Genomic DNA, 244 nt, shown 5'->3' with positions numbered 1-244 from the left:
GCCGACAATGCCAAGGGCGGCATCATCCGTCGTGGCATCGCGCTGACCCCGGTCAAATTCGGCATCTCCTTCACCGCCACGTGGTACAATCAGGCCGGAGCGCTGATCCACATCTACAACGACGGTTCGATCCATCTGAACCACGGTGGCACCGAGATGGGTCAGGGCCTGAACACCAAGGTCGCGCAGGTGGTGGCCGAGGCGTTCCAGGTTGATTTCGACCGCATCAAGATCACCAAGACCA

The 244-nt window shown here is 60.2% G+C and carries 1 protein-coding gene; it reads left to right on the top strand.

Annotation, left to right across the window (positions count from 1 at the left end; all coding sequences use genetic code 11):
* Positions 1–244 (top strand): molybdopterin cofactor-binding domain-containing protein (locus tag R0J87_RS23580; protein ID WP_498889414.1); only part of this gene is annotated, 244 nt, incomplete at both ends.

Origin of the sequence: Halomonas sp. SIMBA_159 (genome assembly GCF_046536035.1) — a bacterium.
Lineage (GTDB): Bacteria > Pseudomonadota > Gammaproteobacteria > Pseudomonadales > Halomonadaceae > Vreelandella > Vreelandella venusta_A.
The sequence above is the reverse complement of the archived record's forward strand: the minus strand, read 5'-3'. Positions and strand labels throughout refer to the sequence as shown.